The 25,457-nt window shown below is 63.4% G+C and carries 24 protein-coding genes and 2 pseudogenes; 9 read left to right on the forward strand and 17 right to left on the reverse strand.

Features of this window, described 5'->3' with window-relative positions; translation table 11 throughout:
* Positions 1-102: 102 nt before the first annotated feature.
* On the forward strand, positions 103-1,206 hold the full coding sequence (locus tag NHF53_RS14980; protein WP_252834845.1) for an alpha/beta hydrolase: 1,104 nt from the start codon (positions 103-105) through the stop codon (positions 1,204-1,206).
* Between the two features lie 174 nt (positions 1,207-1,380).
* Here NHF53_RS14980 and NHF53_RS14985 read toward each other — a convergent pair whose 3' ends face one another.
* The 6 genes from NHF53_RS14985 to NHF53_RS15010 form a co-directional block, all read right to left on the reverse strand.
* Positions 1,381-2,289 carry a homocysteine S-methyltransferase family protein gene (locus NHF53_RS14985; protein WP_256481278.1) on the reverse strand — a complete coding sequence of 303 codons (909 nt, stop codon included), beginning with the start codon at positions 2,287-2,289 and terminating at the stop codon, positions 1,381-1,383.
* Between the two features lie 21 nt (positions 2,290-2,310).
* Positions 2,311-3,528 carry a PLP-dependent aspartate aminotransferase family protein gene (locus tag NHF53_RS14990; protein WP_252834847.1) on the reverse strand — a complete coding sequence of 406 codons (1,218 nt, stop codon included), beginning with the start codon at positions 3,526-3,528 and terminating at the stop codon, positions 2,311-2,313.
* A gap of 134 nt (positions 3,529-3,662) precedes the next feature.
* Positions 3,663-4,352, reverse strand: a complete 690-nt coding sequence (locus tag NHF53_RS14995; RefSeq protein ID WP_252834848.1) for an ABC transporter permease — start codon at positions 4,350-4,352, stop codon at positions 3,663-3,665.
* On the reverse strand, positions 4,349-5,080 hold the full coding sequence (locus NHF53_RS15000) for an ABC transporter permease (protein ID WP_252834849.1): 732 nt from the start codon (positions 5,078-5,080) through the stop codon (positions 4,349-4,351). The genes NHF53_RS14995 and NHF53_RS15000 overlap by 4 nt, the downstream gene beginning before the upstream one ends.
* A gap of 74 nt (positions 5,081-5,154) precedes the next feature.
* Positions 5,155-5,925 (reverse strand): transporter substrate-binding domain-containing protein, encoded by a 771-nt coding sequence (locus tag NHF53_RS15005; RefSeq protein WP_252834850.1) that lies wholly within the window; start codon positions 5,923-5,925, stop codon positions 5,155-5,157.
* Positions 5,926-5,954: 29 nt separating this feature from the next.
* The gene (locus NHF53_RS15010; protein ID WP_114364119.1) at positions 5,955-6,734 is read right to left on the reverse strand and encodes an ABC transporter ATP-binding protein; all 780 of its coding nucleotides are present in this window, start codon (positions 6,732-6,734) and stop codon (positions 5,955-5,957) included.
* Positions 6,735-6,932: 198 nt separating this feature from the next.
* Here NHF53_RS15010 and NHF53_RS15015 point away from each other — a divergent pair, with 198 nt between their 5' ends.
* Positions 6,933-7,403, forward strand: a complete 471-nt coding sequence (locus tag NHF53_RS15015) for an Lrp/AsnC family transcriptional regulator (protein WP_112687557.1) — start codon at positions 6,933-6,935, stop codon at positions 7,401-7,403.
* Between the two features lie 34 nt (positions 7,404-7,437).
* On the opposite strand, the pseudogene NHF53_RS15020 reads toward NHF53_RS15015, so the two are convergent.
* From NHF53_RS15020 to NHF53_RS15050, 7 genes and pseudogenes are all read right to left on the reverse strand, one after another.
* Positions 7,438-7,557 (reverse strand): annotated as a pseudogene (locus tag NHF53_RS15020) (GntR family transcriptional regulator); the annotation flags it as partial.
* Positions 7,558-7,570: 13 nt separating this feature from the next.
* Positions 7,571-8,878, reverse strand: coding sequence for a type III glutamate--ammonia ligase (glnT, locus tag NHF53_RS15025; protein WP_252834851.1), 1,308 nt, complete (start codon positions 8,876-8,878; stop codon positions 7,571-7,573).
* Between the two features lie 87 nt (positions 8,879-8,965).
* Positions 8,966-10,294 (reverse strand): FMN-binding glutamate synthase family protein, encoded by a 1,329-nt coding sequence (locus NHF53_RS15030; RefSeq protein WP_252834852.1) that lies wholly within the window; start codon positions 10,292-10,294, stop codon positions 8,966-8,968.
* Positions 10,295-10,314: 20 nt separating this feature from the next.
* Positions 10,315-11,001 carry a GXGXG domain-containing protein gene (locus NHF53_RS15035; RefSeq protein WP_252834853.1) on the reverse strand — a complete coding sequence of 229 codons (687 nt, stop codon included), beginning with the start codon at positions 10,999-11,001 and terminating at the stop codon, positions 10,315-10,317.
* Between the two features lie 17 nt (positions 11,002-11,018).
* The gene (locus NHF53_RS15040) at positions 11,019-11,924 is read right to left on the reverse strand and encodes a glutamine amidotransferase family protein (RefSeq protein ID WP_252834854.1); all 906 of its coding nucleotides are present in this window, start codon (positions 11,922-11,924) and stop codon (positions 11,019-11,021) included.
* Between the two features lie 94 nt (positions 11,925-12,018).
* A complete protein-coding gene (locus tag NHF53_RS15045) occupies positions 12,019-12,672 on the reverse strand; it encodes a helix-turn-helix domain-containing protein (protein WP_112691800.1) in 654 nt (217 codons plus the stop codon).
* The gene (locus NHF53_RS15050) at positions 12,656-13,690 is read right to left on the reverse strand and encodes a GlxA family transcriptional regulator (RefSeq protein ID WP_252834855.1); all 1,035 of its coding nucleotides are present in this window, start codon (positions 13,688-13,690) and stop codon (positions 12,656-12,658) included. The genes NHF53_RS15045 and NHF53_RS15050 overlap by 17 nt, the downstream gene beginning before the upstream one ends.
* Before the next feature lie 92 nt (positions 13,691-13,782).
* Between NHF53_RS15050 and NHF53_RS15055 the strand changes: the two genes are divergently transcribed.
* From NHF53_RS15055 to NHF53_RS15070, 4 genes are read left to right on the forward strand one after another with little or no spacing between them, the layout of a single operon-like run.
* On the forward strand, positions 13,783-15,033 hold the full coding sequence (locus NHF53_RS15055; protein ID WP_252834856.1) for a sarcosine oxidase subunit beta family protein: 1,251 nt from the start codon (positions 13,783-13,785) through the stop codon (positions 15,031-15,033).
* 18 nt (positions 15,034-15,051) lie between these two features.
* Positions 15,052-15,324 carry a sarcosine oxidase subunit delta gene (locus NHF53_RS15060; protein WP_252834857.1) on the forward strand — a complete coding sequence of 91 codons (273 nt, stop codon included), beginning with the start codon at positions 15,052-15,054 and terminating at the stop codon, positions 15,322-15,324.
* Positions 15,321-18,290, forward strand: coding sequence for a sarcosine oxidase subunit alpha family protein (locus NHF53_RS15065; RefSeq protein ID WP_252834858.1), 2,970 nt, complete (start codon positions 15,321-15,323; stop codon positions 18,288-18,290). Before NHF53_RS15060 ends, NHF53_RS15065 begins: the two co-directional genes overlap by 4 nt.
* 7 nt (positions 18,291-18,297) lie before the next feature.
* Positions 18,298-18,831 (forward strand): sarcosine oxidase subunit gamma family protein, encoded by a 534-nt coding sequence (locus NHF53_RS15070; RefSeq protein ID WP_252834859.1) that lies wholly within the window; start codon positions 18,298-18,300, stop codon positions 18,829-18,831.
* A 42-nt stretch (positions 18,832-18,873) separates the two neighbouring features.
* On the opposite strand, the gene NHF53_RS15075 is transcribed toward NHF53_RS15070, so the two are convergent.
* Together NHF53_RS15075 and NHF53_RS15080 are read right to left on the reverse strand one after the other, a co-directional pair.
* The gene (locus NHF53_RS15075; protein WP_252834860.1) at positions 18,874-19,578 is read right to left on the reverse strand and encodes an SMC-Scp complex subunit ScpB; all 705 of its coding nucleotides are present in this window, start codon (positions 19,576-19,578) and stop codon (positions 18,874-18,876) included.
* 2 nt (positions 19,579-19,580) lie between these two features.
* Positions 19,581-20,534, reverse strand: a complete 954-nt coding sequence (locus tag NHF53_RS15080; protein ID WP_252834861.1) for a DUF1403 family protein — start codon at positions 20,532-20,534, stop codon at positions 19,581-19,583.
* Positions 20,535-20,693: 159 nt separating this feature from the next.
* On the opposite strand from NHF53_RS15080, the gene NHF53_RS15085 reads away from it, so the two are divergent.
* The 3 genes from NHF53_RS15085 (at position 20,694) to NHF53_RS15095 (ending at position 22,895) form a co-directional block, all read left to right on the forward strand.
* Positions 20,694-21,650, forward strand: a complete 957-nt coding sequence (locus NHF53_RS15085; RefSeq protein WP_252834862.1) for an integrase — start codon at positions 20,694-20,696, stop codon at positions 21,648-21,650.
* A gap of 217 nt (positions 21,651-21,867) precedes the next feature.
* The gene (locus NHF53_RS15090) at positions 21,868-22,011 is read left to right on the forward strand and encodes a hypothetical protein (protein ID WP_252834863.1); all 144 of its coding nucleotides are present in this window, start codon (positions 21,868-21,870) and stop codon (positions 22,009-22,011) included.
* Between the two features lie 143 nt (positions 22,012-22,154).
* Complete coding sequence (locus NHF53_RS15095) at positions 22,155-22,895, forward strand: YoaK family protein (RefSeq protein WP_252834864.1); 741 nt, start codon at positions 22,155-22,157, stop codon at positions 22,893-22,895.
* A 78-nt stretch (positions 22,896-22,973) separates the two neighbouring features.
* Here NHF53_RS15095 and repC read toward each other — a convergent pair.
* Both repC and repB read right to left on the reverse strand, forming a co-directional pair.
* Positions 22,974-24,143, reverse strand: a pseudogene (repC, locus tag NHF53_RS15100) (plasmid replication protein RepC); the annotation flags it as partial.
* A 153-nt stretch (positions 24,144-24,296) separates the two neighbouring features.
* Positions 24,297-25,283, reverse strand: a complete 987-nt coding sequence (gene repB / locus NHF53_RS15105; protein ID WP_252834865.1) for a plasmid partitioning protein RepB — start codon at positions 25,281-25,283, stop codon at positions 24,297-24,299.
* Between the last annotated feature and the right edge of the window lie 174 nt (positions 25,284-25,457).

The following is a 25,457-nucleotide window of genomic DNA, read 5'->3' on the forward strand; positions in this document are numbered from 1 at the left end:
CCGTATTCCTGTACCCCACACAAGACCCGCACCCCGCGAAAAGGCCCGCAGATGCTAAGTTTCCGCCCCGAAGCCTGGCGACTCCTTTTGGTCGCGACATTGATGCTGCTGGTCACGGGATGCGTCTCCCGTCCCTCGGAGGAAGTCCTGACGCCACGCGTGCTCAAGCAGCCGCCGGCTCAAGAAGTCACGGTCCTTGCTGCGACAAACCGGAAATTGAAGTCAAAGGACGACGGTCCACTGGGCCGGAGATCAGACAATCTGAGCTTTGAGCGGTATCGGTTTTCGGTTCCCGCGAACCGACCCGCCGCCAGCCTCGTTTATCCCACGGTTCCCGCCGATCCGCGACGACAATTCGTCGTCACGGATCACCGTGATCTGACACCGTCGCAGTTCTCGGCCGAGATCGAGCGCACCGTTGACGACGACGGGACTGTTGCCGTCTTTGTGCATGGTTACAACTACAGCCATCAGGAGGCGCTTTTTCGTACCGCCCAGCTTGGCGCCGACGCCGAGACGCTACCACCGCCGATCCTTTTTTCCTGGCCGTCGCAGGCAAGCCTCACCGGCTATGTCGCAGACAAGGACGAAGCACTGGCTTCACGGACGGAGCTCACCAGGTTGCTCGTCCTGATCAGTCGCACGCGTGGCGTCAAACACATCGTTCTCTTCGCCCACAGCATGGGGTCATTGCTGGCCATCGAGGCGGTGCGCCAGCTGGAACTCGAGAACCAGTCTAGCACCACCCGAAAACTCGATATCGTTCTGGCAGCGGCAGATATCGACGTTGATCTCTTCCTTTCCCAGTTGAACGACATCAGCCGGCTGCCTCACCCCATTACCTTGCTGGTCTCGAAACAGGACAGGGTACTCGGCGTATCGAGCTTCCTCGGTCGCGAGCGTCCGCGGGTCGGGATGTCCGATGTCGACGATGCAAGAGTCGTCGCGGTGGCAAAAGCTCATAACCTTCGGCTGGTCGACATCACCGACATCAGTGACAATGACGGCCTCGGGCACGACAGGTATGTGAATCTCGCCAAATCCGCCGGCGAGATCAAGAGAGAGTACGAGTCGCACTCCGAAACTCCGGACAACGCCAGCATCCTCGTCTTCGACGCCGTCGGTCATCTCCTCACGAGACCTCCGGGCGCGACGGCAGCCCCCTATCTCGCCACCACCGAGGTGAATACCGCAACTTACCGCTGAATCTCAGGCCCTCGGAGCGCCCCCTTGTCGTTGACAAGGGGGCGAGATCGGGTCGGCCGCGTGCCCCCTATGACGTGCTTTCCGCTCCCGACTCGCCGCCTGCCGCCATCGGCTCCTTCGACCTGCTGAACGCCGTTCCGGTACTGGTCGAGACGCTCGTCCGCCTGGTCGGGCTCAGCGGTTCAGGCCGCGGGCCAGATGGTGAATGTGCGCCGCACCGATTCCGCAGCAGCCGCCGACCATCGTCGCGCCCGCCTCCGCCCAGTCACAGGCGAAGCGCAGATAGCGGTCGGAGGTCAGGTCCTGCCGCGTCTCGTTCAGCGACTCGTTGGCGGCCTCCTCGTCGGCCTCGGTCTCGAAGGCATTGGCATAGACGCCGATCTCCGTGTCGCTGCCGTTCCGCTCGAACACGGCGCGCGCCGTCCGCACGGCCGCCTCCATCACCTCCGGGCGGCTGCAATTGAAGAGAAGCGCCCGTGCACCGGACCCGACTGCCCATTCCGCGGCCGCTTCCACCGTCTCGCCGGAGCGGAGCCTCGGCACATCGCCCTCGCCCGAAGCATCGTCGGCGAGCGTGAAGGATATCCAGAAGGGCTTGCCGGTTGCGGCAACGGCGCGGCGCACCGCCTCGCCCTCGGCGATCAGGCTGAGGGTTTCGCCGAGCCACACGTCGACGAACGGGGCGAGCCCCTCGACCAGCACGCCGAGATAATCCTGCACGCGGGTGGGGTCGAAATTCTCAGGTTCATAGGAGCCGAAGATCGGTGGCAGCGAGCCTGCAACCGTCACGTCACGCTCCACGGCATCGGCCGCCTGCCGCGCAAGCTGCCCGGCAAGGCGGATGAGCGAAGGGCCTTCGGCGCGGAAGCGCTCCTCTCCGATATGGAAAGGCACCAGCGCGTAACTGTTGGTCGTCACCACATCCGCACCGGCGGCGATGAACTCCGCATGCACCTGCCGCACGATGTCCGGGCTTTCCATCAGGGCGAGCGCCGACCATTCCGGCTGGCGCAGTGGGGCACCCAGCCGGGCCAGTTCGCGGCTCATGCCGCCGTCGAGGATCAAGACATGTTTCACGGACAGGTTCCTTTTTCCATTAGGTCGTTAGCCCCCGAGGGCCTGGTCGATATCCGCCATGATGTCCGGCACCGCCTCCAGTCCGACAGACAGGCGGAAGATGCCGTCGCCGGCAAAGGCGCGGTAGTCGTCGAGTTGCGCCCCTTCGAGACGATAGGTGGATTGCATCATGTCCGCGGTGTCGAGGAGAACGACGATGCTGCGCTGGTGTCCGAGCGAGAAGGCGTAGTGGACCACCTTGAGCCGCTCGGCGAGCCTCTTGGCCACCGCCTGCGGATCGCGGACCTGAAACGTCACCATGCCGCCGGCGATCGCCATCTGGCGCCGGACGAGATCGTGTTGGGGATGCGTCTCAAGCCCCGGATAGGTGACGGCCGTCACGGCGGGATGGCCTGCGAGGAAACGGGCAACCTCGAGCGCAGCGGCGGAGATGATCTGCATACGGGGAAAGATCGTGTCCAGCCCGCGCATGATGAGCCAGGCGTTCTGAGCCGAGAGCGTGGCGCCGAGATAGACGCCGGCCCTGCTGCGGATCGCCTCCACCAGGTTCTTGCGGCCGCAGACGGCTCCGCCCAACGCATCGCCATGACCGTTCATGAACTTGGTGAGCGAATGGATGACGAGATCGACCCCGAGCGAGAGCGGCCGGGTAGCGACGGGCGTCGCGAACGTGGAATCGACCGAGACCAGCGCGCCATGGGCATGGGCGAGAGCGGCCACGGCTTCGAGGTCCGTCAGCCGCAGGATCGGATTGCAGGGGCTCTCGCAGTGGACGAGGCGGGTATTGGGTCGCAGCGCCGCGGCAACGTCATCGAGGCGCGACATGTTCACCGCGCTCACTTCGATGCCGTAGTCCGGCAGAATGCGCCGTGCCAGCTCGTTGGCGCCAGCGTAGCAGACGTCGCTGACCACCAGATGGTCGCCCTGCCGCAGGAAGGTGAAAAAGGTGGCGGCAATGGCAGCAAGGCCGGTAGCGGTCGCCAACGCGTCATCGCCAGCCTCAAGCGCGGCGATCCGCTGCTCGAGCTGCCGTACGGTCGGATTGGTCCAGCGGGCGTAGAGGAAGGGAAGAGCCGTCAGGTCCCCGGCGCCATCGGCCGAAAAGGGCCCGCCCCCCGGTACCAGAGCGTTGTTGACCGACATGGAAATGTTGGGCGCAATCGCCCTCGTCACCGGATCGACAACCAACCCGCCGTCAAGTGCGAGCGTCTGTGGATGAAGATACCCGTCTTTTCCATCCTGCATGACCTACCCCTCGCGATGATCGTCGCCACAAGCTAGCCCGGCCGCCGCACGGAGCGGCCGCGTTCTTCTGTCCACCGCGCCTTGAAGTGACGTCGCAGCGGACATCCGCGCGAAAAAGCCGCGAGACATCCCGCTCATCGCCGGATCGGCACCTGCGCCTCGACCACGCGGAAGGCGCGCACGATGAGCATGGTCACCAGAACGTAGAAGACGGTCACGACTATGAGAGGCTCGTAGACCAGCAACGTGTCCTGCCGGACCTTGTAGGCCACGGCGTAGAGATCCATGACCGTGACGGTGAAGGCGAGCGGCGTCGCCTTCAGCTGCAGCACGACCTCGCCGGCGATCGTCGGCAAGGCGATGCGGATCGCGCGCGGCAGCCAGATACGCCGGAAGAGCTTGCCGGGTGACATGCCGAAGGCTCGGCCGGCCTCCAGCTCTCCCTTCGGCACGGACAGAAGCGCGCCACGCAGCACCTCGGCCTCGTATGCGGCATAGTTCAGCGTGAAGCTGACGGCCGCGAAGAAGAAGCCTTCGCGCAGTACGGGCCAGAGGAAGCTGCCGCGCAGGCCGGGGATCATCGGCATCAGCGAGCCGACGCCGTAATAGAAAAGCCAGAGCTGGATAAGCAGTGGCGTGCCGCGCAGGAAGGTGCAGAAAATCTTGGCCGGCCAGGCCAGCCAGCGTGGGCCGCTGACCTGTGCCCGCGCGAGCCCGACGGCGAGAATGAACCCGAAGACGACCGAAATCACCAGCAGCAGCACGGTCTGCACGGCACCGGCGACGAGAAGCGGCCAATAGGCGGCGATCCAGCCGAAGTTCATCGCGCATCACTCCGGACTGCTTGCCCGCGCCGGAAATGCCGTTCGACCAGTGCAAAGAAGGCGTTCGAAACCAGCGTGATTGCCAGATAGATCAGACAGGCGGCGAAGAAGAAGAGGAAATAGTGCTTGGTATTGCCGGCGGCGAGCCGGGTGGCAAGCGCCAGTTCCTGATAGCCGAGTACGGCAATCAGCGCACTGTCCTTGGTCACCGACATCCACAGGTTGGCCAGCCCCGGCAGGGCGTTGGGAACGAGTGCCGGCAGCACGATCCGGCGAAAGCGCAGCCACGGCCCCATGCCGAAGGCGCAGGCCGCCTCGATCTGGCCGATCGGAACCGCGAGGATGGCCCCGCGCAGGATCTCCGTCGCGTAGGCTCCCTGGACGATGCCGAGAACGAGGATCGCCGCCACATAGGCGTTGATCTCAACGCCGGGCAAACCGACTGCACCGAGCAGGTGGTTCAACCCGTCCGTGCCGGCATAGAAGAGACCGATGATGAGGATGAGCTCGGGGACGGCGCGGATAGCCGTCGTATAGAGGTCGAGGACGGCGCGGATGACCCGGTCGCCTTTCAGCTTGGCCGCCGCGCCAAGAAGACCGATGCCGATGCCGACGAGATAGGCCCCGAGCGAAATCGCCAGCGTGGAGACGGCCCCCGACAACAGGACACCGCCCCAGCCCGGCGGGCTCGGCGAAAGCAGTTCCAGAAGCGAGGGACCGGTGGCCATGGCGAGAGTTCCCGAGGGAGCTGTCTGCGGCGGTCGTCACGGTCTTGCCCGACGACCGCCGCAGAACCGTCCGATCAGTTGCCGTAAGGATCGAAGTCGAAGTACTTCTTCGAGATCTCGGCATATTTGCCGCTGGCGCGGACCGCTGCGATGGCCTTGTTCAGCTTCTCGCGCAAATCGTCCTCGCCCTTTCGAACGCCGCCGGCAACGCCGTAGCCGAGGATCGCCGGATCGTTCGCCACGTCGCCGCGGTCCTCGCAGCAATCTTTGCCGAAATCGGACTTGAGGAATTCGGCAAGCGGCATCGAGTCGGCAAAGACGTAGTCGACGCGGCCGGCAGCGAGATCCTGCAGCGCTTCGTCAAGCGTCTGGTAGGTCTTTTCGGAGGCCTTCTCGGCAAAGTACTTCTTGTAATACTCGGACTGGACCGTGGAGACCTGGATGCCGATGGTTGTTCCGGCTACGTCGTCCGGACCGGCGCCGGTCTTGCCCTCCTTGGGTCCGATCAGCTTGCTCGGCGTGTTGTAGTATTTATCCGTAAAATCGATGGTCTTGCTGCGCTCGTCGGTGATCGACATGGAGGACCAGATGACGTCGAACTTCTTCGCCTGCAGGGCAGGAATGAGGCCGTCCCACGACATCTCGACGATGCTGCAGCTTTCGTGCATCTCGGCGCAGACGGCGTCCATCATGTCGATCTCCCAGCCTTCCCATTTGCCTGAAGCATCCTTGGCAAAGAAAGGCTGGTAGGATTCGTTCATGATGCCGAAGCGGACCTCGGCCTGGGCGGCAGCGCCGGAAAGGGCCAGAACGGCTCCGGCAAGGGCAATGGACAGCACTTTCATTACGGTTTCCTTCTCCTGAAAATACGGGCTCAATGGCGTAGCGAGGCGGTGAATTCCCGGCAGCGGGCGCTCGAAGGGGTACCGAACACCTGTTCTGGCGGTCCCTCTTCCTCCACCCGCCCGTCGTGCAGGAACATCACGTGGCTGGACACATCGCGGGCGAACTTCATCTCGTGGGTGACGAGCAGCATGGTGCGGCCTTCTTCCGCCAGATCGCGGATTACCTTCAGCACTTCGCCCACCAGTTCCGGGTCGAGCGCCGAGGTCGGCTCGTCGAACAGCATGACCGTGGGATTGACGCACAGTGCCCGGGCGATCGCCGCGCGCTGCTGTTGGCCACCGGACAGAAAAGCGGGATAGGCGTCGCGCTTGTCGTAGAGGCCGACCTTAGCAAGCAGAGCCTCGGCCCGTTCCACGGCCTCCTTGCGCTTCATGCCGAACACATGGACCGGCGCCTCGATGACATTGCCCAGCACTGTCATGTGTGCCCAGAGGTTGAAGCTCTGGAAGACCATGGCAACGCCGCTGCGGATGCGCTCCACCTGCCGTCGGTCGGCCGGACGGACGCGGCCGTCGCGACCCGTCCTCATGGCGATCTCCTCGCCATTGACGACGATGCGGCCGCGGTCGGGGATCTCCAGAAGGTTGATGCAGCGCAGGAAGGTACTCTTGCCGGAGCCGGAGGAGCCTATCAGCGAAATGACGTCGCCCTTGTGGGCCGTCAGCGAAATGCCCTTGAGAACCTCATGCGCACCAAAGCTCTTGTGCACGTCTTCCACCTGCAGGGCGGCAGGACCATTCTCCGTCATACTTTCCCGTTTCCGTGGCGCCTCAAGGGTTTATCGATGAAATCTATCGGCAACCGGCGCAGCTTTTCCGCGCAATGGACATGTCTATCGCGGTTTTCCCGCAGGAATTTACAAAAAATGCAGCCGGCCCTACTCCTATTGACAAGTGAGAGGAAACCGGCGAACGCCCCGGAAGGGCCAGAAACAGGAACGAGGGACATGGTAGACGGGCTGGACGACTTCGACCGGAGCATCCTCGACATCGTGCAACGCGATTGCCAGATGAAAGCCGAGGCGATCGGCCACACGGTCGGCCTGTCGGCTTCCGCCGTGCAACGCCGGCTGAAGCGAATGCGCGAGCAGGGCATTATCAAGGCGGAAATCGCGGTGGTGGACCGGCGTGTCACCGGCAATCCCATGACCTTTATCACCGGCATGGAGATCGAACGCGACAATTACGATGCGCTCGCCAAGTTCCGTGCCTGGGTGGACAGGCAGGACCATATCCAACAGGTCTATTACGTCACGGGAGCGGTCGACATCATCGCGATCGTCACGGCACACGACGTCGGCCAATACGACGAGCTGATGGCCCAGCTCATGTCGCAGAACCCGCAAATCAGGCGCATGCATACCAATGTCGTGCTCAAGGACCTGAAGCTCGGCATGATGGTTCCGGTACAGTCCTGAACGCACCAGCACTTCTCGATGATGCGCTTTCCGCCTTCTGGGCGGCAAGGACGGCCTCCGCGACAGCACTCGCTGCGGTCACGTGGTCAAGTGCTGCCTTGGCGGCAGCCTCGCCGTCACCGCGACGGATGGCATCGACGATCCGTGCCATCTCACAGATCCGGGTTTCATATGTCGAGGGTCGTCTCATGCTCCCACGACGTGAACTGGGAGCAATAGGCGTTCCACTCACCGCGCTTCAGCTTGATGTAGGCAGTTGAAAATTCGCCGCCGAGCGCCTCCTGCAGGGCTGTGTCCTTCTCGTACTCGCGAAGCGCGTCGAGGAGGTTGAGCGGAAGCCTCGGAGCATCCTTCACCGTGTGACCGTCGCGATACATGTCGATGTCGTAGTGTGGTCCCGGGTCGGCATTGCCGCGCATGCCGGAAAGACCGGCCGCGATGATGATCGCCTGCAGCAGATAGGGGTTGGCCGCGCCGTCCGGCAGGCGAAGCTCGAAACGGCCCGGTCCCGGCACGCGCACCATATGGGTGCGGTTGTTGCCGGTCCACGTGACGGTATCCGGCGCCCAGGTCGCGCCCGAAACGGTGCGGGGCGCATTGATGCGCTTGTAGGAATTGACGGTCGGGTTGGTGATCGCGGCGAGTGCTGCGGCGTGCCGCATGATACCGCCGAGAAAGGTCTTGCCCTGCGCAGACAAGCCGAACGGCATGTCGGCATCGGCAAAGGCGTTCACCTTTCCGTCCAGATCCCAGACGGAGATATGCGCGTGGCAACCGTTGCCCGTCAGTCCCTTAAATGGCTTCGGCATGAAAGTGGCGCGCAACCCGTGCTTCTCGGCGACGGACTTGACCATGAACTTGAAGAAGGAGTGTTTGTCGGCGGTATTGAGGGCGTCGTCGTATTCCCAGTTCATCTCGAACTGGCCGTTCGCGTCCTCGTGGTCGTTCTGGTACGGCTTCCAGCCGAGTTCGAGCATATAATCGCAAATCTCGGCGATCACGTCGTAACGGCGCATGAGCGCCTGCTGGTCGTAGCAGGGCTTTTCCGCCGTATCGAACACGTCGGAAATCGCCGATCCCTCGGCCGAGATAAGAAAGAACTCTGGCTCCACACCGGTCTTGACGCGCAAACCCTGCTTGGCCGCCTCGCCCACCAGCTTCTTGAGCACGACGCGCGGCGCCTGGGCCACCGGCTTGTCGTCCATGGCGCAGTCGGCGGCAACCCACGCCACCTCCTTCTTCCAGGGCAGCTGGATCACCGAGGACGGATCCGGCATGGCGAAAAGATCGGGATGCGCGGGCGTCAGGTCGAGCCAGGTCGCAAAGCCGGCGAAGCCTGCACCGCCCTCCTGCATCTCGGCGATCGCCTCGGTCGGCACGAGCTTGGCACGCTGGACGCCGAACAGGTCTGTGTAGCTGGTCATGAAATATCGGATGCCCCGCTCCGCAGCGAAGCTTGCAAGATCCTGTGTCACGTCGTTCCCCTATTTTTATGGATTGAGACACATTCGTTGAAAGAAGAATGGCCGTATCCGTGGGAGTCGGATGCGGCCATTCGGGTTTTAGAAACCGCCCTTGCCCGGGTACCAGTTCGTTCCGGCAAGCGGCACCTGCGCCATGGCGGCCGCCTCCATCGTCAGGGCGACGAGATCTTCCGGTTCCAGGTTGTGGACATGGTTCTTGCCGCAGGCGCGGGCGATCGTCTGGGCTTCGAGGGTCATCACTTTGAGGTAGTTCGCCAGCCTGCGGCCGGCGACCACCGGGTCAAGGCGCTGCATCAGGTCCGGGTCTTGCGTCGTGATGCCGGCCGGGTCCTTGCCCTCGTGCCAGTCGTCATAGGCGCCGGCGGTGGTGCCTAGCTTCTGATATTCCTCTTCCCACTTCGGATCGTTGTCGCCGATCGCAACCAGCGCCGCCGTGCCGATCGCAACGGCATCGGCTCCGAGGGCGAGCGCCTTGGCGACATCGGCGCCCGAACGGATGCCGCCCGAGACAATCAATTGAACCTTGCGATGCATGCCGAGATCCTGCAGCGCCTGAACCGCCGGGCGAATGCAGGCGAGCGTCGGCATCCCGACATGTTCGATGAAGACGTCCTGCGTTGCGGCCGTACCGCCCTGCATGCCGTCGAGCACCACGACGTCGGCGCCCGCCTTCACCGCGAGCGCCGTATCGTAATAGGGGCGCGCGCCGCCCACCTTCACATAGATCGGCTTTTCCCAGTCGGTGATCTCGCGAAGCTCCAGGATCTTGATTTCCAGATCGTCGGGACCGGTCCAGTCCGGGTGGCGGCAGGCGGACCGCTGGTCGATGCCCTTCGGCAGATTGCGCATTTCGGCGACGCGGTCGGAAATCTTCTGGCCGAGCAGCATGCCCCCACCGCCGGGTTTGGCGCCCTGCCCAACCACGACCTCAATCGCGTCGGCCCGGCGCAGATCCTTCGGGTTCATGCCGTATCGCGACGGCAGGTACTGGTAGACGAGCGTCTGCGAATGGCCGCGTTCCTCGTCGGTCATGCCGCCGTCGCCGGTGGTCGTCGAGGTTCCCGCCGCCGTCGCACCCCGCCCCAGTGCTTCCTTGGCGCTGCCGGAAAGCGCACCAAAGCTCATCCCGGCGATGGTGATCGGGATCTTCAGCTCGATCGGCTTCCTGGCGAAGCGCGTGCCGAGCACGACGGAGGTGTCGCAACGCTCGCGATACCCCTCGAGCGGGTAGCGGGAGATCGAGGCTCCGAGGAAGAGAAGGTCGTCGAAGTGGGGCACCTTGCGCTTGGTGCCGCCACCACGGATGTCGTAGATGCCGGTCGACGCAGCACGGCGGATTTCGGCGAGCGTGTAGTCGTCGAAGGTGGCGGACTTGCGCGGCGGGGTATGGGGATTGTGATAGCTCATCTGTCTTGCCCTTCGCCGGATCAGTACGCGTCAGCGTTGTCGATGTTGAAATTGTAGAGCTTGCGGGCAGAGCCGTAGCGTTTGAACTCCTCCGGCTTGACGCCGGTGACGTCCGCTTTTTCTAGGAGTTCCGCCAGCGCTTCGAGATGCTCGGGACGCATCTCCTTCTCGATGCAATCGGCGCCGAGGCTCTTGACCTTGCCACGCACGAAGAGCTTCGCCTCGTAGAGGCTGTCGCCCAGCGCGTCGCCGGCATCGCCACAGACCACCAGATGACCCGACTGCGCCATGAAGGCCGACATGTGTCCGATATTGCCGTGCACGACGATATCGATCCCCTTCATGGAGATGCCGCAGCGCGAAGCGGCATTGCCCTTGATGACGAGAAGACCGCCGCGGCCGGTCGCACCGGCATATTGCGAGGCGTCACCTTCGATGACGACGGTGCCGGACATCATGTTCTCGGCGACGCCGGGGCCGGCCGAACCATGGACGGTGACCGCACCGCCGTCATTCATGCCGGCGCAGTAGTATCCGACCGAGCCCTTCACCTCGACGGTGACGGGAGCATCGATGCCGACGGCAACCGCGTGGCTGCCGCGCGGATTGACCACCTCGAAAACGTTGTCGTTGGCGCCTGCACCGAGGTTGTGCAGTGCTTGATTGAGCTCCCGGAGCGGCTGGATGGAGAGATCGAACGTGGGCATCGTGTTTCCTCGATTGGTCAGGCAGCCTGGCTGTGGTCCCAGAAGTAGACGGTCGCCGGCTCCGGCTCCCAGACGCGGGCGTTCTCGATGCCCGGAAGATTGACGAGAGCCCGGTATTCGGAGCCGAAGGCAACGTACTGGTCGGTCTCGGCCATGACGGCGGGCTTGCAGGCGATCGGATCCCGCACCACGCCGAAGCCCGATCTGGTGCCGACGACGAAGGTGAAGAAGCCGTCGAGGTCGTCGAGCGCGCTGGTCAGCGCCTCTCCGAGGTCCTTGCCGCCGGCCATCTCCGCCGTCAGGTAGGCGGCGGCAACCTCGGAGTCGTTCTGCGTCTCGAAGGTCATGCCGACCCTTGTCAGTTCACGGCGCAGGTTATTGTGGTTGGAGAGCGAGCCGTTGTGCACGAGGCACTGGTCGGGTCCGGTGGAAAAGGGATGGGCGCCGAGCGTCGTTACCGCGCTTTCCGTCGCCATGCGGGTGTGCCCGATGCCGTGCGTGCCACCCATGGAGCGCACGCCGAAGCGCGCAACGACATCCTTCGGAAGACCCGTTTCCTTGTAGATCTCGACGCTTTCGCCCGCTCCCATCACGCGAACCGCGGGGCGAACCGACGCAAGGACGCCGCGGATGTCGGCAAGCCTCTCCGCCGGTATGTCGATGACGGCGTGGGTACTCTTGACCTGGACTTTTGCCGCGACGCCGGACGTCACCAGGTCCTTTTCGAGCCCGGCGAAATCGATCGCCGGGTCGGCCGACTGTACGGTCACCTTCGCCCGGCCGGGCTCGAGCGTTCCGTAGATCGCGATACCGGCGGAATCGGGACCGCGATCGGTCATCGTGATCAACATGTCCGACAGCAGCGCACCCAGCTGCGGTTCGAGACCCGGATCCTTCAGGAACAGTCCAACAATGCCGCACATGACGACCACCTCTCCGTTCAGGTTACGGCGGTAGAGCTATCACACGGCTATTTGGACATCAACACGCAGGAATATTTTTTTCCTTACATTAAATTTATCCTTCCGACCCGGGTCGGTTCTGCGGGTAGGAAATGATCGACAGATAACGCGCCGGCAATGTCACGAGTTCTTCGGGTCCGTGCGGTGCGTCGGCATCGAAGAACAGGCTGTCGCCCGGTTGCATCCGGTAGAGCTGCTCCCCGTGTCGATAGACGACCTCGCCTTCCAGCATGTAGAGAAACTCCATGCCTTCGTGCTGGAAAGTCGGAAAGACGTCAGAATCCTTGGTCAGCGTGATCAGATAGGGTTCGACCATCACCCCGCTGGTATTGTTCTCGATATGGCCGAGGAGACTGTACTGATGGCCGGCGCGAGTGCCGCGGCGCTCCATGCTGACCCCCTCGCCTGCCTTGACGAAGGTCGCGCTGCGGGGTTCCTCGAAACGGCGAAAGAAGGCGGTGATCGGCACACCGAGCGCCCGCGACAGGGTCTGCAGCGTCGTCAGCGAAGGCGACGTATTGCCGGTCTCGATCTTCGACAACATGCCGATCGACATGCCCGTCGATGCCGCGAGATCGGCAACGGTAATGCCGAGCTTCTTGCGAAAGGTCCTGACCTCATGGCCGATGGCCATTTCGAGGTTGTTTTCCCGCGGCTCGCGAACCGCATGGGGATCCTGCGAAAGGACGCGCTTATCTTCTCTCGTCATGCTTCTTCCTCCGCTTGTCCTCTGTCTGGCAGGACAGCGTATCTTGAACTCTATGAACGTTCCGCCGCAAGGCAGCCGGCGTGGTGCCGAATAATATCTTGAACGCGTTGGAGAAATGGCCGGCGCTCGAAAAACCCGAGGCAAACGCCACCTCCGAGATGGACAAGGGGCTCTGTTCAACGAGACGACGCGCGTGGGTCAGCCGGATCCGGCGATAGGTGTCCAGAAAACCTTCTTCCATGTGCGCGGCAAACAACCGGTCGAGATGGCGCACGCTCGTTCCGGCAAAACGCGCCATGGCGGCCCGACCGAGCGGCTGCTCGATGCTCGCCTCCATCTTCTCCAGGACGGCGAGCAGAACCGGATGGTGGGTCCCGAACCGCTCGGCGGACGAACCGCGCTGGGGCGCTTCCGGTTCCGCGACGGCCGTGTGCAGGTACCAGTCGGACACGCGGCGAGCGAAATGGGATCCCATGCGCTCGCCGATCAGGGCGTGCATCATGTCGAGGGGTGCGATCCCGCCGGCGCAGGTGATCCGGTCTCCATCGATGACGTAGCGCGCATGGCGGGGGGTGAGATGGCCGAAAGCCTCGCGCAGCACCGGCGCGTGTTCCCAGTGGATGGTGAAGTCGCGATTGTCGAGCAGGCCGGCCGCCGCCAGCACGTAGGCACCGCTCGAAATGCCGCCGACGCGGATGCCCAGACGGGGCAAGCGCCGCAGCCTTCCGAAGTCCGCCTCAGACAGCGCCCAGTCCCGGGGACCGCCACCGGCAACGACGAAGACCGTGTTGCAGGTCCCGCCGGCCTTCCCGAGAGGTTGACACTCGAAAGCCGTCCCCGACGAACTCGTCACCGGTCGCCCGTCCGTCGACAGCGCCACGACCTCGTAAAGATCGACGCCGCTGATCAGGTTCGCCGCACGCAAGGGCTCGGTCGCCGAGGCGAAAGACATCAGCGCAAAATTCGGGATGAGGAGAAAACCGATCCTCTGACTGCCGCGCGGTTCGGAATGAGCCATGGCCCGTTCCTACATCATTATGTCCCCTTGACGCAATGTAACCCGGCGCGCCCGGTCTAAGCTCCCGTCACATCGGAAGGGTTCCAGACGCCATGCGCTATTCAGCTTTCTCAATTCTGCTCAACGGATTGCGCGGCAATGCATCGTGGAAGCCGGCCTGGCGGAAGCCAGCGCCCAAGCCGCATTACGATGTCGTGATCGTCGGCGGTGGCGGCCATGGTCTGGCGACGGCCTATTACCTTGCCAAGACCTTCGGCATCCGCAACGTCGCGGTTCTTGAGAAGAGCTATGTCGGCTCGGGCAATGTCGGCCGCAACACGACGATCATCCGGTCGAACTACCTGCTGCCGGGCAACAACCCGTTCTACGAGCTTTCGATGAAGCTGTGGGAGGGCCTGGAACAGGACTTCAACTTCAATGCCATGGTCTCGCAGCGCGGCGTGTTGAACCTCTTCCATTCCGACGCACAGCGTGACGCCTATACCCGGCGCGGCAACGCCATGCGCCTGCACGGGGTCGATGCGGACCTGCTCGACAGGGCGCAAGTGCGGGCAATGCTGCCCTTCCTCGATTTCGACAATGCCCGTTTCCCGATAAAAGGCGGCCTCCTTCAGCGCCGTGGCGGCACGGTGCGGCACGACGGCGTCGCCTGGGGTTACGCGCGCGGCGCCGACGCCATGGGTGTCGACATCATCCAGAATTGCGAGGTGACCGCGATCCGCCGCGACAACGGCAGGGTGACGGGGGTCGAGACCTCCAGGGGCTTCATCGGCTGCGGCAAGCTCGCGGTGGCGGTCGCCGGCAATTCCTCCCGCGTTGCCGAGATGGTGGACATGAAGCTGCCAATCGAAAGTCATGTCCTCCAGGCCTTCGTGTCGGAGGGACTGAAGCCCTTCATCGATTGCGTCGTCACCTTCGGCGCGGGCCACTTCTATGTTTCGCAGTCGGACAAGGGCGGCCTCGTCTTCGGCGGCGATATCGACGGCTACAACTCCTACGCACAGCGCGGTAATCTTGCGACCGTGGAACATGTGGTCGAAGCCGGCAAGGCGATGATCCCTGCCCTTTCCCGCGTGCGGGTGCTTCGTGCCTGGGGCGGCATCATGGACATGAGCATGGACGGCACGCCGATCATCGACCGCACACCCATCGACAATCTCTATCTCAACGCCGGCTGGTGCTACGGCGGCTTCAAGGCGACGCCTGGCTCCGGCTTCTGCTTCGCCCATCTGATCGCGAAAGACGAACCGCACCAGGTGACGCGCGAGATGCGTCTCGATCGCTTCGCGCGCGGCTACCTCGTCGACGAGAAGGGCCAGGGCGCCCAGCCGAACCTCCATTGATTTTCCGGGAGAACGACGATGGCAAGCCTCATCCCCTGCCCCCACTGCGGCCAGAGACCGAAGGAAGAATTCACGGTGAAGGGCGCCGCGCTCGCCCGCCCCACTCCGGATGCGGGCACCGACGCATGGTTCGACTACGTCTATCTCCGGGAGAACCCACGCGGCCGTTATGACGAATACTGGCACCACACCTCCGGCTGCCGGCGCTGGCTGGTCGTGACCCGCGATACCGCCACCCACGAGATCGAAGGCGCGCGAGACGCCGCCCAGAAACAGGACGCAGCGGAATGACCTCTTATCGTCTCGCAAAGGGTGGTCTCATCGACCGCCTAACGCCGCTCTCCTTCACCTTCGACGGCAAGCCCTACACCGGGTTCGAAGGGGACAGCCTCGCCTCGGCGCTGCTCGCCAATGGCCGAATGCTGATGGGACGCTCGTTCAAGTATCATCGTCCGCGCGGTGTCTTGACGGCAGGTGCTGCCGAACCCAACGCGCTGATGACCATCGGAGAGGGTGGCCGCACCGAGTCCAACACGCGCGCCACCATGCAGGAGCTCTACCAGGGTCTCGTTGCGCAGAGCCAGAACCGCTGGCCCTCGCTCGATTTCGACATCGGCTCTTTCAACGGCCTGCTCTCACCCTTTCTCTCCGCCGGGTTCTACTACAAGACCTTCATGTGGCCGGCAGCGCTCTGGGAAAGGCTCTACGAGCCCTTCATCCGCAAGGCGGCGGGCCTCGGCAAGGCGACCTACGAGGCCGACCCGGACCTCTATGAGAAGCAGTGGGCCCATTGCGACCTGCTCGTCATCGGCGGCGGCGCGACCGGCCTCGCGGCGGCGCTGACCGCCGGCCGTGCCGGTGCTCGCGTGATCCTTCTCGACGAGAGCGCCCGCATCGGCGGCGGCCTGCTGGCCGAAACCGCGACAATCGGCGGAACACTGGCGGCCGACTTCGTCGCCGCGACGCTCGCCGAACTGGAAAGCCTGCCCAATGTCGTCGTGCTTGCCCGGACGACAGCCTTCGGCTGGTACGACGGCAGTGTTTTCGGCGCGGTCGAGCGCGTGCAGAAGCACGTCGCCGACCCGAAGCCCAATCTCCCGGTCGAGCGGCTGTGGCGCATCGTGGCGAAGGAAGCGATCCTTGCTACCGGCGCGGAGGAGCGGCCGCTCGTCTTCGGCGGCAACGACACTCCCGGCGTCATGATGGCGGGCGCCGCCCGCACCTACCTCAACTGTTACGGTGTCGCGCCGGGCCGGAGGGTCGCGATCTTCACGACCAATGACAGCGGCTATGCCCTGGCACGGGATCTCGAAGCGGCAGGCGTCACGCTCGCCGCCATCATCGACAGCCGCCCCGTTGGGGCTGCGTCGGACACCTATTCCGGCCCGGCCCGCGTCGTGCACGGCGGTTACGTTTCGGATGCGCAAGGCGGCAAGGCGCTCTCCTCCATCACCATCTTCAAGGATGGCCGGACGGAAAAGCTCTCCGTCGATGCGCTCGCGATGTCCGGCAGCTTCAACCCGGTCATCCACCTCGCCTGCCAGCGTGGCGGCAAGCCGGAATGGTCGGATGAGAGTGGCGCCTTCATCGTGCCCGGCGACAAGAAGGGCCTCGCGCTCGCCGGCGCCGCGGCGACGGTCACCGGCCTTTCCGCCTGCCTCGCCTGCGGCGCGGCCAAGGCGACGGCCCTCCTCGACGGTCTCGGCTTCAAGGCAGAGAAGGCAACGTTCGGCGTGGTCGAGGGCGATATCGCCGCCGCACCGACGAAGCCGGTCTGGAGCATTCCCGGCGTCAAGGGCAAGGCCTTCATCGACTACCAGAACGACGTGCACCGCAAGGATATCGGCCTCGCCGTGCGCGAGGGCTACGGGCATGTCGAGCTTGCCAAGCGCTACACCACCAACGGCATGGCGACGGACCAGGGCAAGCTCTCCAATGTGAACGCCATCGGCCTTCTCGCCGAGGCGCGCGGCATTTCGCCGGGCGATGTCGGTACCACGACCTTCCGCCCCTTCTATACGCCGGTCTCCTTCGGGGCGCTTGCCGGCACATCGCACGGAAGGCATTTCCAGCCGGTGCGCCAGTCGCCGCTGCATGACTGGGCGAGGAAAAACGGCGCGCAATTCGTCGAGACCGGCCTCTGGTACCGATCGAGCTGGTTCCCCCGCGCCGGCGAGACGACGTGGCGCGAAAGCGTCGACCGCGAGGTGAAGACCGTACGATCCAATGCCGGGCTCTGTGACGTCTCGATGCTCGGCAAGATCGAGATCACAGGCAACGACGCCGCGAAATTCCTGACCCGTGTCTATTCCAATTCCGTTCTGAACCTGCCCGCCGGCAAGGCGCGCTACGGTCTGATGCTGCGCGAGGACGGCTTCATCTACGATGACGGGACGGTGAGCCGGCTCGAGGAATGCCGCTTCTTTGTGACGACGACCACCGCCTATGCCGCGGGCGCGATGAACCATCTCGAATTCTGCGCCCAGGTGCTGTGGCCGGAACTCGACGTCCGGCTCGCCTCAGTCACCGACCAGTGGGCACAAATGGCGATCGCCGGACCGAAGTCGCGCCTCATCCTTCAGTCGATCGTCGACGAGGATATTTCCAACGACGCCTTCCCCTTCTTGGCTGTCCGGGAAGTCTCCCTCTTCGGCGGCAGGCTTTCCGGCCGTCTCTTCCGTATCTCGTTCTCGGGCGAGCTGGCCTACGAGCTGGCGGTACCGGCCGGCTACGGCGAGAGCACCGCAGACGCTCTGATGGAAGCGGGCAAGGAACACGGCATCTGTGCGTACGGCGTCGAAGCGCTCGGCGTGCTCCGCATCGAGAAGGGACACGTCACCCACAACGAGATCAACGGCACCGTGGTGCCGGCCGACCTCGGTTTCGGCAAGATGGTCTCGGCCGGCAAGGCCGATTTCATCGGCAAGCACATGCTCAGGCGCGAGGGGCTGAACGATCCGGACCGGCCGCAACTGGTGGGCGTCGCGCCGCTCGACCCCGCCACCACTTTCCGCAGCGGCTCGCATATCCTCAACAAGGACGCGGCCGCCACGCTGGAAAACGACCAGGGCTATGTCAGTTCCAGCTGCTTCTCGCCCCATGTCGGCTCGACCATCGGCCTTGCCCTCGTCAAGCGCGGCGCCTCGCGCCACGGCGAAGAGGTCCTCGTCTGGAACGGACTGCGCGACGAATACACTCCCGCCCGCCTTTGTAATCCGGTCTTCTTCGATCCGGCTAACGAACGCTTGAAAGTCTGAGGTTCCGATGCGCGATTTCCCGCTCCAATATCGCAGCGCGCTTGGCGGCAAGCAGATCTCGAGACGCACGGGCGTGACGCTCCGGGTTCTCCCTGAAGGCTGCGTCCTGCACATCCTCGGCAAGGCTTCTGACGGCGATATCTCCGCCGCGATCAGAGCGGCTCTCGGCAGTCAAGCCCATGCCGTGCGGTTCGTTGCGCCGGGCCAGTGGTTCGTGGTTGGCGACAGACCACTTTCAACGGCCGACCTCTCCGAAGTCGCTGCGACGCTCGCTCCGTTCGGCGATGTCGTCGAGCAGAGTCACGGCCGCGTCCGCATCGAGATCGTCGGCGAAAATGCGACCGCCGTCCTCGCCAAGGGCACCGCGGTGGATCTCTCGCTCACCGCCTTCCCGATCGGTAACGCGACATCCACGCTCGTCGGCCACATCAATGGCCACCTGACACGCACGGGCGCAGACGCCTTCGAAGTCCTGGTACTGCGCAGCTTCGCGGAAAGCCTCTGGGAACAGCTCGAAGCGATGAGCGCCGAGTTCAGCTGAATCGACCCGACATCGGTCTGTACCGGCGACGTCCTCGTGCCGTCAGACTTCCTCGTCCTCGATCAGGTCCTCACCGTCCCGGGCGTCCATGCCTCGGTCGGTGTCAACCTCCGCATACCGGTTGAGAAGTCCGGCATCTTCGAGTGCTTCCATATCGGGCAGGTCCCTCAGCGTCTCGAAGCCGAAGGCCGAGAGAAAATGCTTGGTCGTCACATAGGTGTAAGGAGCGCCGGGCGTCGGACTTCGCGGGCCGGAAGCGAGAAAGCCCGCCGCCTTCAGGCTGGCGATCGTATCCCGGGAGATCTCCTTGCCGAAGATCTTCGACAGCTCACCACGCGTCACCGGCTGGAAGTAGCCGACTGCCATGATCACCGCCGCCTCATACTGGGAGAGCGCGGCGCTGGCGGAACGGGTAGGAACGGCTGCAGCGCGGATCGCCGGCCCATAGCTCACCCTCGTACGGTGTTGAAAGCCACCGGCAACGGATACGATCTCATACGGTCGATCACGCAGTTCCTCGCGCAGATCGTCGATCAGCAGGTCGACGCTGCACTCATCGCCGACCACGCGCGCCAGCGTCTCGCGACTGACCGGATCGGTGGAAGCGAAGATGACAGCCTCAACCCGCATCATCCATTCGCGCCAACGCGCCGCCGGCGTGGCATGCGTGAGCTCGCGGTCAAGGGGGCCCGCGTCGCCGCTCTTGCGTCGGCTGGTCGTTCGTTCGGCTGTTGTTGCGTCGGCCATCGTCACAACCCGTAGATCCGGAAGGTTGGACGACCGGAAAGCTCCCGGATGGCTCCAAACGCCTCGAGCCTTTCGAAGAGCCGACGGCCTGCCCAGCGGGAAAGCCCGGTTCCCGGTAGCGAGGCAGCGATGGCATCGTCCGAAAGCAGTCTCTCAACGACGCCGTCCCGACCCTTCGTCCGAAGCTTCGGAGCAACATCGATCAAGTTGCTGGCTCGACGCTCGATCTCCGTTGCAAGCCGCAGCGCATCCGGTACCTGCAAGGCAAGCGCCAGACAGACGGCACGGGCGAAACCCTCGTCACCCGGTCGGCTGCGGCCGCTGCCGCCTGCAGTGCGGAATGCTGCCCCGTAGCGTGCCTGTGTAAAGAGCGGAATTGGCAGTCCCAGATGGACGAGCCGCGCAAGCATCCAGTCCGCCAGCCACCACGCCAGAACCTCGGCATCCGGCCGCATCGCGACGACTCGCTCAACGAGTTCGGCGATGACGAACGGCACGGCCCGACGCGACTGCAACAGGTCGTCGACGAGACCGGGAACGCCGGCGAGCGCCTCGTCCCAGCGAATGGCGAGAAGATCCGCGACTTCCCGGATCAGCACATCGGTCATCACGGGTTTGCGTGATGCCAGTCTCCTGTAGGCGACAAGGACCCGTCCCGCCGGCCCGGGATTTCCCCCCGGAGGGCAGAGAAACACCGCATCGCGGAGTGCCGCTTCGTCCTCCTTTCCGCCCATCAGGCGGACGGCTGCCTGCGCCGAGGCGAGCGCCAGCCGTTTGCGCCAACACCCGGCCCAGACGGGCGGTTCCCGGACACGCTCGTAAAGTGTCGTCAGTGCCGAGCCGGCCATGAAGGCTGCATCCGCCTCGCTTTCGACGGTCCCGCGCGGCTGTGCCCATGCCGGCACGACGGCGGCGCGAGCGGAAGTATTGATCGACGAATCAGCGAGCGAATCCATGGAACGCAGCATAGCTCAGATGTGCGCTTTTCAACACCGCTTCCACTAAAAGCGCACAGCTTGCCGTCGCCAATTTACGAACGATAATCTGATGCCGTTACTTGTTCGTCCGTCATGACGGATATATCGTCATGGCAACGGAGACCGATGACAGCAAAAATGCCTGACAAAGACACCAGCGCGAAGAAACATAGGCCAACCGAGCACGCAGGTCTACGGAATGCCTCGGCATTTGATCCGAATGCGACCTCACGGGCCACGGGGTCGGCTGCCACGCCGAGCGGCCTCGGCGATCAGACGTCCTCCCACACACGTCGCGCTTATGCATCCGACTGGAAGCATTTTGCCGCGTGGTGTCGCCGGGAGGGCCTCTCTCCCCTCCCCGCCGATCCGCAGGTTGTCGGCAGCTACATCCGCGCCTGCGCTTCCGGCGCTGGGCGCGCAGACGGCAGGCCCAATTCGATTTCGACGATCGAGCGGAGGCTCTCCTCGCTCTCATGGAACTACGCACGACGCGGGTTCGCGCTTGCCCGCCAGGATCAGGTGATCACCGAGGCGCTCGCCGATGCCCGCCGCGCCGCCGGCTCATCCGCGCCGCGCAAACAGGCACTGGCGCCGGCCGATCTTGCATTGATGCTGGAGACGCTCGACCGCGGGAGCCTCAAGGGATTGCGCGACAGAGCGATCCTGCTCCTCGGCTTTGCCGGTCGGCTCACTCGGAGCGAGATCACTGGGCTGGATGCCGGACCGGACGAGAGCGAAGACGCCCGTGGCTGGATCGCTCTTGGGCCCCGCGGACTGATGGTTAGCTTGTACGGCAGAACCGGCCAGCGCGAAGTAGAGATCGCGCGACAGCCGAACGAGCTGTCCTGTGCGGTGGCGGCCCTCGAGGCCTGGATCCGGCTCGGCAGGATCACGAAAGGACCAATTTTCCGCCGAGTTCTCCGTGGCGGCAAGACAGTCGGCAAGGCTCGCCTGCACGACCAGGAGGTCGCACGCCTTGTCAAACGCGCCGCGTTGGCCGCGGGCTTGCGAGGCGATCGTGTGGAAGCACCAACGGCCGACCGGTTTTCGAGCCGCTCACTACACGTGAAGGTGACGTCCGGAAGCAGCTGACGACGACCGCACATTGGCCATGCTTATGCCGAACTGATCTGCCACGAGCGACGCGGCGGTCACCACGCCCTCTCGTCGGAACGTGGCAGCGGAGGAGATTTGTCGCTGATGTCGAAGGTCGGTGAGGCTGACTGTGACTGTTCACACCAGCAATCGTAAACCCTTTTGGGGTATAGGGGATCGCTCGCCCAAACGAAGCGTCAATGAAGGAATGGCCATGTCCAACGTCATCGAGTTCAAACGACCGCCGAAGCCGAAGGAAAAGAAGAAGCTGCAGCCGTTTGCCCGGAGGGCCTTGTTGTCTGCCGGCGTCTGTCTGGCCTTTGCTCTCATCTGGGCGTACTACGCCTATCTAGCCTGACGGTGCGATCGGTGGTCGCAGTCGTCGAAAGCCCTTCCCTGCTCTTGCCGGACACCCCATCTACGCGGATGGTAGCGCTTGCAAGTCTTGCAGCTGGCCAATAGCTTCTCATCTGTCCCTCGAGCCCGCCGCAGTTCAACTCCATGCAAGCCTACATAAGAAGTCTCGCCGATCGTCACCGGACCGAAGCCAGTGACCGCCATCTCGCTTTCTATCTGACCTTTGTTGCGGGCGCGGCCAATGCCGGCGGCTTCATGGCCGTCCAACAATACACGTCGCACATGTCCGGCATGGTTTCGTCGATGGCCGACAACCTCATTCTCGGAAACGTAGGGCTATTTCTCGGCGGCGTCTCCGCGCTCCTGGCCTTCATTTTCGGCGCCGCCACGTCGGCAATCCTGATCAACTGGGCAAAGCGCAAGGATCTTCATTCCCAGTATGCCTTGCCGCTCGCCTTCGAAGCTGTGGCCATGGCCGCCTTCGGGCTTTCAGGTCTGCTTGACGGAGTTCTGACAGCCGTTACCGTCGCCCTCCTCTGCTTCATCATGGGTCTACAGAACGCCATGATCACCAAGCTCTCCGGTGCGCGTATCCGAACAACCCACGTGACCGGTCTCGTGACGGACGTTGGGATCGAGATCGGCAAGCTCTTCTATCGAAACAGCGCGGCCGTCCTTGGACGTCCCCCGGTGATGGCAGACCGCGACAAACTCGGCCTGCTTTCGACCCTGATCAGCCTCTTTTTCATCGGCGGCATCTGCGGCGCAGTGCTCTTCAAGACGTTCGGCATCCCTGCGGCGATGGTTCTCGCGTTGCCGCTCATGCTCTTTGCCGCCTTTCCGCTGGTCAGCGATCTCCAATCGATCCGACAGCGCTGGACCTGACCCTCTCGTTCGGTCGTCTCGCGACGGAGACATGTGATCCGCCGTGCAATTGGCATCACCCCTCGCCGTCATAAGTGCTGACAGCATCGGGCCGACCGAAAAGACGCCACGACGTGCTTTTGCGGTCAGGTCCCTCAGATAGCCGCCGGCGGTATTGATATGCCCGGCGCGTTCGAGGATGCAGGCCATGACGGTTGCGGCATTCTCGTGCCCCATGGCCTCGCAGGCCTCCTGATAGGCTGAGGGACTGACGCCGAGCATCGATCGGACAACGATTGCTGCGGAGATGAGATCCCGCCAGCTGCGGATCGTGCCTCCCGGGCCGTACATCGTGATGTCGGGGCAGGCCCTGAGCACCAGACCGAGAGGAAAGATGGCTTGTCGGGCTCGAAGCTCGGTCAAGTGACTTGGCGATTTTTCCCCAGGCGGCGTTTCCAGAGCCTGTTCAGATTCATTGATGGAATCGGATTCTGGATTCTCTATGTGGCGCTCATTCTGGCGGTCATTGGTGCTCGAATTTTCGGGATTCAGATGGATTTCCAGCAGTTTGACGAGATAGATGCGAAATTCGTCGAGTGCATGGACCGTGACCTCCAGTTCGGGAACGGCGGAAGCACGTCCGATCGCGGTGGAGAGCTCCAGATAACGCTGCTCGAGTGTTTGCCAATCACCGGGAGTTCCAGCGGCAATGGCGGCGGACATCAGTTTGGCGATGTCCCTGCGTGCGAGCGAAAACCGCTCCCGCAGGAGACGGAGGCGCTGGCGTTCCGCGACGACGCGTTGGGCCATTTGCGCGAACTCCTCGGCCCTGGCGACGAGCGGCGCGAGGCTGAAGCCGTAGGCCTGCTCGATTGCACCGCTTCTGTCCTTTCGGGCGAAGCGCTTTCCATTCGGGCTGTCCTTGCGGATGACGATCCCTGCATCGACAAGGGCAGCGAGATGCCGGCGCAGCGTGGAACCGGCGATACCGTGGGCTCTGATGCTCAGCTGGGCATTCGAAGGGAATACGACGAGGCGTCCGCCCTCGCTGAGCTGTTGCTCGGGGTAAAAGGAAAGCAACGCATGGAGAACCGCGAGCGCTCTGTCGCCGAGACCCAGCAAGGCGCGTGCCTCGCTGATGTCACGAAAGACATGCCACTTGTCGACTGCATTCTGGTTTGAAGATCTTGCAATATCGAGCTGACCTTTGAGCAAGGCAAGCGTCATCGGCCGCCGGCCGAAAGGCGTCGTCACACTTCCACGTTCCATTTCTTTCACCTTTGATCAGGCAAAAGACGTCCGCTCACCAAAATCGGTGCCAAAGACTCTTGACTATGAATCGTGGAAATGAGAATCTCAGCTTGCTACACCTGAGAAGGGCTTCCACGACGGCAACGTTTGGGGGCCTTTTTCTTTTGCGCACTAATCTCCTTCGTTCGTCATTTCGTCCATGAACTCGGCATAGAACCGGTCCAGGTTATCCGACAGGTACTTGCCGAAGCGCGAGGCGTTCTTCGCCTTCATCGCGAGCGTGAACGCTTTGCCGGTATTCGATATCTGCGCAGAAACACCCTTGTCGGACGGCTGCCAGAGCAGCTTCGCGGCGGGCATCTCCGTCTTCTTGACGGCTTTGCCGGAGCGGTTGAGGGCCGAAAACAGGGCGTTGAACCGTTCATCACTGTCGAGCTTCGCGAAGTCTGCGTCCTGCGTCAGGGCTTGCACCTTCTCGCCGTTCGATGCCTTCCCGACCAGAAGCGAGAGTTCGACCCAGCGCTCGCGTCCGACGGACGGGGCAGGGCCGATACGCTCGACAACATCGGCCGGGATGCGATCGGTGACAGACATCATCTTCGATACGGTCGCCTGATTGGCCGCCAGCGCCGAGCAGATGACGCTGCGGTCGTAGCCGAGATCGAAGAGGCGGCGCGCAAAGAGCGCACGCTCGATGAACGTCAAATTCGCCCGGGCCGAGTTTTCCTGACCTTGGGCGATGACATGGGACTTGTCGTCCAGTTGCTTGATGACGGCCCTGACGGGACGGCCGAGCTCGCGGGCTGCGCGCACACGACGGTGGCCGAAGACCACCTGGTAGTGACCGGAGAGGGTAGGGTGCGGCCGCAGAAGAACAGGCGTATCCTGCCCCCGCTCCGCAATCGCCTGCTTCAGTTCCTCGAACTGTTCGGACGCATCCTCGAGGCGATCGGAGACGAAGGATCCCTCGATCAGCTTGGGATCGATCTCGACAACGGCTTCCCCTTCCAGGAACTTATCGGCCTGTTTTGCCAACTCGTCCAGCGACCGGATCATGTTCTTGGAAGCACCGCGCATGGGGTAGGCGGTGTTGGCAGATTGCGGGCTTGGTGCGCTCTCGGGCGCAACCAGTCCAGCCAAAAGATTCTTGCGTGCCATCTATTCTCTCCGCTTCTCGCGCATCATTCTGAAAACAAACGCGAAAACCTTGTTTTTGTCAGCTGACAACTCAGCGTCCCCACGATTTGTGGATCAGATCGCAGATTTCGCTGTTCACCCCTTCGAGCGATTCCATCGCCCTTTCATAGGTGGAACGAGTCATCTGATTCTTGT

This window comes from Ciceribacter sp. RN22 (assembly GCF_024054295.1).
Taxonomy (GTDB): domain Bacteria; phylum Pseudomonadota; class Alphaproteobacteria; order Rhizobiales; family Rhizobiaceae; genus Allorhizobium; species Allorhizobium lividum.